The 10176-nt window shown below is 36.2% G+C and carries 9 protein-coding genes and 1 riboswitch; of the genes, 3 read left to right on the top strand and 6 right to left on the bottom strand.

What is annotated here, in order from left to right:
* Positions 1-61: 61 nt before the first annotated feature.
* A complete protein-coding gene (locus ACOI1D_RS19495) occupies positions 62-1405 on the top strand; it encodes a hemolysin family protein (RefSeq protein WP_422503630.1) in 1344 nt (447 codons plus the stop codon).
* A 110-nt stretch (positions 1406-1515) separates the two neighbouring features.
* Here ACOI1D_RS19495 and ACOI1D_RS19500 read toward each other — a convergent pair whose 3' ends face one another.
* Positions 1516-2442 (bottom strand): manganese-dependent inorganic pyrophosphatase, encoded by a 927-nt coding sequence (locus ACOI1D_RS19500; protein WP_422503632.1) that lies wholly within the window; start codon positions 2440-2442, stop codon positions 1516-1518.
* A gap of 163 nt (positions 2443-2605) precedes the next feature.
* Between ACOI1D_RS19500 and ACOI1D_RS19505 the strand changes: the two genes are divergently transcribed.
* Positions 2606-4108: an FAD-dependent oxidoreductase gene (locus tag ACOI1D_RS19505; protein ID WP_422503634.1), complete on the top strand. Its 1503-nt coding sequence runs from the start codon at positions 2606-2608 to the stop codon at positions 4106-4108.
* A 26-nt stretch (positions 4109-4134) separates the two neighbouring features.
* Here ACOI1D_RS19505 and ACOI1D_RS19510 read toward each other — a convergent pair whose 3' ends face one another.
* Positions 4135-4647, bottom strand: coding sequence for a hypothetical protein (locus ACOI1D_RS19510; RefSeq protein ID WP_422503636.1), 513 nt, complete (start codon positions 4645-4647; stop codon positions 4135-4137).
* Positions 4648-4781: 134 nt separating this feature from the next.
* Between ACOI1D_RS19510 and ACOI1D_RS19515 the strand changes: the two genes are divergently transcribed.
* Entirely contained in the window at positions 4782-5897 is a 1116-nt protein-coding gene (locus ACOI1D_RS19515) for an NAD(P)/FAD-dependent oxidoreductase (protein ID WP_422503638.1), read from the top strand.
* Positions 5898-6019: 122 nt separating this feature from the next.
* On the opposite strand, the gene ACOI1D_RS19520 is transcribed toward ACOI1D_RS19515, so the two are convergent.
* The 4 genes from ACOI1D_RS19520 to ACOI1D_RS19535 form a co-directional block, all read right to left on the bottom strand.
* The gene (locus ACOI1D_RS19520) at positions 6020-6436 is read right to left on the bottom strand and encodes a universal stress protein (protein WP_422503640.1); all 417 of its coding nucleotides are present in this window, start codon (positions 6434-6436) and stop codon (positions 6020-6022) included.
* A gap of 31 nt (positions 6437-6467) precedes the next feature.
* A complete protein-coding gene (locus tag ACOI1D_RS19525; RefSeq protein ID WP_422503641.1) occupies positions 6468-7928 on the bottom strand; it encodes a SulP family inorganic anion transporter in 1461 nt (486 codons plus the stop codon).
* 220 nt (positions 7929-8148) lie between these two features.
* Entirely contained in the window at positions 8149-8787 is a 639-nt protein-coding gene (locus tag ACOI1D_RS19530) for a YczE/YyaS/YitT family protein (RefSeq protein ID WP_422503642.1), read from the bottom strand.
* A 108-nt stretch (positions 8788-8895) separates the two neighbouring features.
* Entirely contained in the window at positions 8896-9888 is a 993-nt protein-coding gene (locus ACOI1D_RS19535) for a sensor domain-containing diguanylate cyclase (RefSeq protein ID WP_422503644.1), read from the bottom strand.
* A 156-nt stretch (positions 9889-10044) separates the two neighbouring features.
* A riboswitch (cyclic di-GMP riboswitch) is annotated at positions 10045-10130 on the bottom strand.
* Positions 10131-10176 lie beyond the last annotated feature (46 nt).

Here is a 10176-nt window from a genome sequence, read left to right on the forward strand (position 1 = left end):
AGATATGTTTCTCACTGCATGGACACTCCCCTATTTCTTTTCAATTTGGAGGTAAGAAAAATTGGCCATTACAATCGGAGTTCTTGTTATATTAGTTATATTAAATGGCTTTTTCGCAGCATCTGAAATTGCTTTGATTTCACTAAACGAAAAAAAAGTCAAACATATGGCGGAAGATGGTGATAAAAAAGCAAAAAAACTCCACAATCTAATTTCTGCACCCAGCCGCTTTCTTGCAACAATTCAAGTCGGAATTACATTTGCCGGATTTCTTGCGAGTGCTCTTGCTTCAAATTTCTTTGCAGCTCCATTGGCTCAAAGCTTATATAAGATGGGAGTTCCAGTATCTCAGGGAATTCTCGAAACAATTGCATTAGTAACGATTACTGTAATTCTTTCCTACTTCACACTTGTCTTTGGAGAGCTTGTTCCAAAACAGCTTGCATTACAAAAGGCAGAATTTATATCAAATATTGCAGCAACTCCACTCACTTTACTTTTTAAAATTGCTTTTCCAATTGTGAAATTATTAACCTTTTCCACTGACAATACTGTAAAGTTATTTAAATTAGATCCAAACGCTGATAGTGAACAGGCAACAGAAGAAGAAATTAGAACAATGGTGGATCAAGGTGAGGAAGAAGGCAGGATTCAAAAAACAGAAAAATTGATGATTAAAAATGTTTTTGAATTCAATGATAAGACAGCTTCTGATATTAAAACACATCGGACAGATATGTCGGTACTATCTTTAAATGCAACCAAAAATGAGGTAATGGAACTAGCAAGAGATAAAAAATATACACGATTCCCTGTTTATGATAATGGAATTGATAACATCGTCGGAACTTTACATGTTAAAGATTTGATTAAACATATGGACTTCTGTGATGGCGAAAAATTAAATCTGAATGAAGTAATTCGAAAACCACCTTATTTTGTAATGGAAAAACAGAATGTAGATGAGCTGTTCAGAGACATGCAACAGAAGAACGAACATATTGCAATTGTGCTGGACGAATATGGTGGAACTGAAGGAATTATTACAATTGAAGACGTAATAGAAGAAATTGTTGGAGAAATTTTTAGCGAAAACGGTACACCAGAAATAACAGAAGAAGAACTAAAAATGATAAATCGCCATAAGTATCGAATAGCTGGGATAATAAACCTTTATCAACTAGAAGACATTTTGGAACTGGACCTGCCTACCGAACAATTTGATACGCTAAATGGCTTTCTTATTGATCAGCTAGGATACGTCCCGTCAGAGGATGAACGACCAACCATAAACTTTAAACATGTGCAATTTGAAGTGACTGAAATAGCTGACCTGCGAATTCAGCAAGTAATTGCTACGATTGAATCTAATGAATCTAATGATAAAATGACAGATAACAATTAGAATTGTCTATATATGTGGTGGTGTACTGGACGCAAAGGCCAGGGAATCAACCGTTAACCATAGATTTTAAAAGGGCCATCAAATTACTTACGATTTGATGGCCCTTTCGTTTATTTAAATGTATCTGTTAAATTTGTAACGATTTGTTTCTTGCGTGATACTACACCTTTTAACAATGCGCGATTGTTTTCAAGCTTAACGTCAAAAGCACTTTCCACATTATTTCTTGCTTGGCCAAGTGCAATCACTTCAGAATCATTATTTAAAATATCGGTTACAACGAACAAAAACAAATCTAATTTTTTATCTGCAATGGTTGCATTAATATCATTTTCTAATTCTTCCTGAAGTGCAAGAACTTTGCTGGTATCTACTGCATTAACTTGTGCAATTTCTACCTTTGATCCATTCATTTCAAATTCCTTTGCATCCATTGTAATTAAATCTTTAATAGATTTATCACTTAGATCCGCTCCAGCTTCAAGCATAGCTATTCCATATTCGTCTAAATTAACTCCTGCTATTTCTGCTAATGCATGTGCTGCATCAACATCTTCCTGGGTGCAAGTTGGGGATTTAAGCAATAAAGAATCTGAAATAATTGCTGATACCAGTAAACCTGCAATTTCTTTTGTTATTTCTACATTATTTTCTTCGTACATTTTCTTCAAAATTGTAGCTGTACATCCAACAGGCTCTACCCGGAAATAAAGTGGTTCCTTTGTTTCAAAGTTAGCGATCCGATGATGATCAATTACTTCACTAATTCTTACATCCTTGATATTGTCAACGCTCTGCTGGAATTCATTGTGGTCCACTAAAATAACATCTTCAATCTCTTCAGGTACCTGCTCAATTAGTAGTGGTTTTTCCACTTTAAAGTAATCCAGTGCATACTGTGTTTCATTATTTACCTCGCCTAATCGAACTGCCTCAGTATCGCGTCCGAGTTTATTTTTTAAATGGGAGGCTGCAAGTGCTGCAGTAATTGTGTCTGTATCGGGGTTTTTATGTCCAAATATAAATGTCTTTGCCATGGTATCTCTCCTTCTTACTCTTTTCATATGTATTTAATGTACTTCCTATTTATATCAATTATCCTGCTTAATTGCAAAAGAAAAAAACAAGCTATTAGTTTAAATCGGTTTGAATAAAGGTAATGAATGAAAAAGGAGTATAAAATTATTAGGAGGTTTTTACATGACAACTACACAAGCTTTACAAAAAGCCCCTTCATCTTTTTGGAGAAACACACAAAGTTTACCTAATTATACTAGTCTCAGCAAAAATATAACAGTTGACGTTGTCGTTGCTGGTGGTGGAATTGCAGGGATTACAACAGCTTATATGCTAGCAAAAAAAGGAAAAAAAGTAGCGCTTGTGGAAGCCAGAAAGCTTGTAAGTGGAACAACTGGTTTCACTACCTCTAAACTGACCGCTCAACATGATTTAATTTATGATAAATTAATTGAACGATATGGAATTGATACAGCTAAAAAGTACTATCAAGCCAATATGGAAGCACTTGCTATTATAAAAAGGATTCAAAAAGAAGAAGAAATTGACTGTGACCTGGAAGAATCCAACGCATATGTTTTCACTGAATCAGATAGGTGGACGGAGCAACTTGATAAAGAGGCAAAAGCTTATGACAAATTGGGAATCGATGGCGAACTGGTTGACGATATCCCCCTTGAACGCAATGTAAAATCGGCAATAGTTATGGATAATCAAGCTCAGTTTCACCCAACGAAATATTTACACGAATTGTTACAATCAATTAAGAAAAACGGGGGAGAAATTTATGAAAATACAGCTGTGATGGATGTTGATAATAACGACGGGATTACTTGTTTTACAGATCAGGACTATTCTATAACCTGTGAAAATGTTGTATTTGCTACCCATGCTCCCACATATGAACCGGACGACTTTTATTCTGGTAACCTAAAACCCGAAAGTTCTTATGCATTGGCTATCAAAGCTGAAAAACCGTTTCCTGGTGACATGTATATAAGTGCAGAAAAACCAAAAAGAACAATGAAGGGCATTCAGCATCAGGGTGAGAATTATATATTGGTTGGTGGAGAAAGTCATGACACAGGTGATGGCATCTCAAGTCATCAGCGATATAAGGAGCTTGTTGATTACGCCGATAATCTCTTTGGCGTCAAAGAGGTAGTGGATCATTGGTCTTCCCATGATTTATATTCCCCTGATCGTATCCCTTTTATAGGCAAGATGTTTTCAGGAAAGAAGAACATTTATACTGCAACAGGATTTGGTAAGTGGGGATTAACAAACGCAACGATTGGTGCAGAAGTAATAACTGATTTAATTGAAGGAAAGTTTAATGCATATACAGCATTGTTTTCACCTTTCAGAGAGATAAATGAAATTGAGAAAGAATACAAATCAGAGACAACATCAAAAAGTGATGCTGATTCTGCGACTAAAACCGAAGACCTAGCCAATGGACAAGGTGCCGTTATTAAGATGAATGGAGAGGATGTCGGGGCATATCGAGATACAAATGGAAAATTGCATCTTCTTGATATATCGTGTACCCATATGGGCTGTGGTGTCGCTTGGAATGATGGTGACCAAACATGGGACTGTCCATGTCACGGCTCCCGGTTTAATGCAACTGGCAAGGTAATAGAGGGGCCCGCTCTTGAACCACTAGCTAAGGCAGATAAATAACAGGACCCTGGTCTTCTTTTAGAAGATCAGGGTTGTTTATTGTACCATGTGATAATAGAACTTTTAATTTCACCATCCTCGACTTCACTTGCTCCGAAACCCTGGATATCAACCACTCGTACGAATTGACTTGTTCCATATTCAAGTTTCACAATGCAATACCCCTCTATTAAGGAAGGTACAATTTCAAGAATGGTTTCATTTTTATAAAATAACCCTATTTTTTCCCGGTCTTCTGGTAAAAACCATTCGTTTGAATCAGATGGATATTCCATACTTAACTCTTCACCGGTTTCCATTTCTTCCTCGTTGCTCATTTTCAAATAAATGCGTTGTAGCAATTGAATATTTTCTGCAAAACCTATAAATAATATCCCTAAAATAAAACCACCAATGGACCAAGTCAAAAATAAAGCCCAGCTGAATTCCCCACCATAATCAACGTTAGCAAGCCCAAACACTATGCCCACAAACAAGCCAATTGTAATTTGTGCCACTCCAACAATAAATAAGACTTTTGCTATCCTATTTTCATACATTAGTACGTGCCTCCTCTTTTATAATTATTATGACACATTATAAGAAAACATTTAAATTTAGCTGCAATAAATTTTACAAAACTGTTTTTTGTTTTTATAGTTGAAATAGAAATAAATTAAAGAAGGAATTTTTTATGAAAAAAATTATCGTTATAGGCGCAGGAATTTTAGGATCCTCTACTGCTTATCAGTTAGCTAAAGATGGTGCCGAGGTTATTCTCATCGATCGTAATGATAGTGGCAAGGCAACAGATGCAGCAGCTGGTATTGTTTGTCCTTGGCTCTCACAACGTCGAAATAAAAAATGGTATGAACTTGCGAGGAGAGGTGCAAAGTTGTATCCAGACCTAATTGCTTCTCTTGCACAGGATAACGAGCTGGATACAGGCTATGACCGTGTTGGAGCATTAAGTATTCATACTTCAACAGAAAAACTCGAAGCAATGATCAAACGTGCATTAAAACGTCGTGAGGAAGCACCGGAAATAGGTGAGATTACACTTCTTAGCCATAATGAAGCGAAAGCAATGTTCCCCCCTTTAGAGGCTGACTACAAAGCTGTTCATGTTAGTGGTGCAGCTCGTGTTGATGGAAGAAAGCTTTGCAAATCACTAATTAAAGCTGCTCAAAAACACGGAGCTAAACTTATTAAAGGAGAAGCCACGATACTTCATGAGGGCAATAGGGTTAAGGGTGTCCAAGTTAATAAAGAAGAAATCCTTTCAAATACAGTAATTGTCACAAACGGAGTGTGGATGCATGATAGCTTAGAACCTTTGGGAATAAATTTTGACATAACGAGCCAAAAAGCACAGCTTTTACATGTCCAACTACCGTTGTTAGACTCGTCTAAATGGCCAGTCATTATGCCGCCAAATGATCAATATATTTTATCTTTAGACGAAAACCGTATTGTACTTGGTGCAACACATGAAAACGATGTTGGATTAGACTCACGTGTAACCGCAGGAGGCATGCATGAAATTTTGTCAAAAGCACTCTCAATCGCACCAGGGTTAATAGAAAGTACTGTTTTAGAAAGTAGAGTCGGGTTTCGCCCCTTTACTCCAGGTTTCCTACCTGTATTTGGAACAGTTCCTGGTTTTAAAGGGCTCTTCCTAGGAAATGGACTAGGGGCATCCGGACTTACCATGGGGCCATTTATTGGTCAGCAGCTCGCAAAGTTAGCACTTGGCCAACAGGTTGAAATTGACTTGGATAATTATGTTGTTTCACAAGCCATAAAGTGAATTTCATTCTGGAGGAAACACCCCCTAGCTTCTTAGAAAACTTGGCTTATCGCCAGTATTTTGCACTTATGCAGTAAGAAAAAAAGCTCGAATCGGCAAATTACCAATTCGGGCTTTATCAGTTATTTTATAATTAATACAGGACAGTTAGCTCGTTTCGCTACTTTGTGACTAACACTTCCTAAGATGAATGTCTGAAGGTTATTAAGACCCCTACTTCCAATCACAACACAATCAAAATCACCATCATTTGCAAACGCAACAATTGTTGGTCCAGCTTCTCCATGGAGCACTTCAACTGAGTATGCAACATCTGAACAATAAAGCACTTGCTCGACAGGATGAATTTTTTCTCTACGGCTTTTTTCAACTTCAAATTTATCAGCATGATGCAATACGTCATATTTTGATGTTTGACCGTCTACAACGTAGATCACCTTAATTGTACCAGCAAATTTTCTAGCAAGCTCGATTGCGTGATTCGTTGAACGCAATGCATGCTCTGATCCATCCGTCGCTAACAAGATATTTTTAAACAAAAGCTACACCTCTCCCAAGATCATAATTTTTCTAGTGACCAGATGCTTTTGATAATCCACCAATTCGATTTTTCAGATGCTTACTATCATCATTTAATCCAGAATAGGTTACTTCAATCCCCTGTTGTTCAAATTTCGTTTCAATTCTATCTAATGCACCAATCGCTGAATCATCCCATAGATGTGCATGAGTCAAATCAATCTCTACTTCCTTAATAGTATCATGGAAATTGAACTTTTTTGGAAAATCACTAACAGATGCAAAAAATAATTGCCCATCAACGGCATAAATACGTTTCTCACCGTTAGAAACCAATTGTTCCGTCACGCGTACCTTAGAAATTTTTGCCGCAAAGAAAATTGCACTCAACAATACTCCTGCTAATACTCCTTTGGATAGATCATGTGTTAGCAATACAATGGCCACTGTCGTTACCATTACAGCAGCATCTGTCCTGGGAAGCTTATGCAGATTCCTAATGGAAGACCAGTCGAATGTACCAATTGCAACCATAAACATGACTCCAACCAGTGCCGCCATTGGGATTTGTACTACGACATTTCCTAAAACTATGATTAAAAACATTAAAAATGCTCCAGCAACAAAAGTAGATAATCTACCTCGTCCGCCAGATTTAACATTTATCACGGACTGGCCAATCATAGCGCAACCTGCCATACCTCCAAAGCAACCTGCAACAACATTCGCGATTCCTTGTCCCCGGCTTTCCCTGTTTTTATCACCTTCTGTATCTGTCATATCATCGACGATACTCGAGGTTAGCAATGTTTCAAGTAAGCCAACAATTGCCAGTGCCAAAGAATATGGGAAAATAATCATAAATGTTTCAAACGTTAACGGAATAGAAGGAAGTAAAAACATTGGTAGCTGTGATGATAGATTACCTAGATCTCCAACCGTTCTAATTTGCAAACTACCAAAAACAGTAATTAGTGTAATAATGATAATCGCAACAAGCGTTGAAGGAACCGCCTTTGTCATTCTTGGAAAAAGATAAATGATTACTAGAGTCAATGCAACCAGTGCATACATAATCCACGTTTCTCCTACAAAATGTTGAAGCTGAGCTGTAAAAATCAAAATAGCTAAGGCATTAACGAATCCTACCATCACCGAACGTGGTACGAATTTCATTACTCTAGCTAACTTAAAAATACCAAATAAAATTTGTATGATACCTGTTAAAATAGTTGCTGCCAACAAATACTGTAAACCATGTTCAGCAATAAGTGTAACCATTAATAGTGCCATTGCTCCAGTAGCTGCAGAAATCATACCAGGACGGCCACCTACTATCGAGATGACGATCGCAATACAAAATGATGCATACAAACCAACCATTGGGTCAACGCCGGCAATAATCGAGAAAGCTATTGCCTCTGGAATCAGCGCCATCGCTACAACCATCCCAGATAGAACATCCCCTCTGACGTTCCCAAACCAATCATTCTTTAGTTTTTGTATATCCAATTCCTTACCTCTTTCCTCATTTTTTATTAAGCTTTCTTCAAAGCTTCATCCGTTTACAACCTATGTATCATACCATATATAGGGGATTTAACAAAACATGATGTAAGCGTATTTATTTGCTAATTACTCTATCTTTCTTACTTTTACTCACTTTATCATATACATATAAAAATCCGAGCCAGCACATATTTAGCCAACTCGGATTTTTGCTTTAAAAGGTTTATGCTGAACGTCTTTGATCCTTTAGGTAAGGTTTCTCTAAGTAATTAATTAATGTACTAATTTTCATGTAAAAGTATTGAAATAATGGACTTTGTATAAATGTAAATAAAAATGTAAAGATAAATACAGGACCACCTAGAATTAATCCTATTACCAACACACTCGTTTCAGTGATAATCCTTACCCTCCGGATTGGAAAACCAGTTTTATCAGAAATGGACAACATAAATCCATCACGTGGTCCAGACCCAACCCCAGCTGCATTGTAAGTTCCCCCACCGAATCCCATCAGAACTATACCCGTTAAGAGTATCAAAATATCTGTCCATAGATTAGTAGCTTGTGGTAAGAAATCCAACCACAGAAATAAATCGACAAATAATCCAACAAGTAGAGCATTAAAAAAAGTACCAAGTTTTATATAGCGTTTATCAAGGATATAGGAGATTACTAAAAGAATAATTCCACAAACAATATTCCATGTACCAATCGTAAAACCATATTTCTCAAACAGTCCAACATTCAGAACGTCCCATGGGTGAATTCCTAAATGCTGTACATTAATTGTTATTGAGATTCCTAGACTAAAAAACAATAAACCAATAATAAAGAAAAGCCAACGTAGAATGTGTCGCATTATTATCCTTCTCTCTAGCCACAATACAATCTATATTGCAGGATGTTGACTAAAGATGCAAGTAAAGATTTGTTTATTCTTCCTTCTAAAGAACTTGAACAAGAAGAACTAGCTGGTAAATTGCTTAATGAGCTGTCCTTGTTCATCCAAAAAATTTTGTGGTGTTTTCTTATTTTTGTCCTTATACATATTCCTGTCAGCTTTGATAAACAAGTTCTCCATATGGTCTATGGAATGTTCTGCAAACGAATACCCTATAGACATTCTTATTGTTAAATCTTTGTTATTGATATTATGTTCATTTAAGTTATGAATAAGTTTTTTACAGAGATTTTCAACTTCACGTTGGTTCATACCTAATAGAATGACAGCAAATTCATCTCCCCCAATCCTTGAAACAATAGCATCTTCTGAGAAACTTTGTTGTAAGAGTTTGGCAGATGTTTTAATGTAAATGTCACCTTTTTGATGACCATGATTGTCATTTATACATTTTAATCCGTCCATATCACACAACACTATGGACACAGATTGGTCTAAATCTTTATTGTATTTCGCCATATTTTGTTCAAAAAAATACCGATTATATATGCCTGTCATAGCATCATGGTTAATTCTATATTCCAAATCCTGTTGTAATTCCACTTTTTCGTCGATATTTCTCATAATACCCTGAACCGCTATTAATTCTCCTCTTTCATAAATAGGAGTAACATATTCTTCAAACCATCTATAGTTTCCTTTGTCATCTTTCCATCGCATAACTATTATTTCGCTATAATCAAGTTCGTTTTTTATTTTTTTATGAAGATTGTCATAATCATCCGGATGTATTCTTTCAAAAGGTGCATTTGGTCTTTCAAAGGCTTCTTCCAATGTTCCTGGGCCCAAGAACTTTTCGATAGAAGGACTTAGGTATCTAAATTTAAGTTTAGGCTTAATTTCATACTCGTAGATGACATCCTTTGATCCTTCTATTAACTTGAAAATAGTTTTCTCTTTTTCAAATCCCCTCTTACTCTTGACTCTTACATCGACATGGAAAATCCGAGAAATTATAATTCCTACCAGTAGGCTTAAAATAAAATTCATTAACTTCATACCGTTTCCCCAACCCTACTATACAAATTTTTCTACCACTTAACTAAATCTGGTTTTGATTCTTCACATGTAGTAATTTCTGGTTGAGTTTTTAATCCAGTCGCAACAAAAAATGGACTCATCTAATACCGAATCGTCCATTTAAGGTGAAGTACATTCGGTAACTGGCTGACATAGTCTTTCAACTTTTAGTCCCTATAGTTTTGCGCCCTCACCTTTCGATGAATTTGCCTTTATCATGTATTTTATTTGATTAAAATCAACATATTGTTTTAATACTTACATTAT

This window comes from Virgibacillus sp. DJP39 (genome assembly GCF_049310925.1).
Lineage (GTDB): Bacteria > Bacillota > Bacilli > Bacillales > Amphibacillaceae > Virgibacillus_F.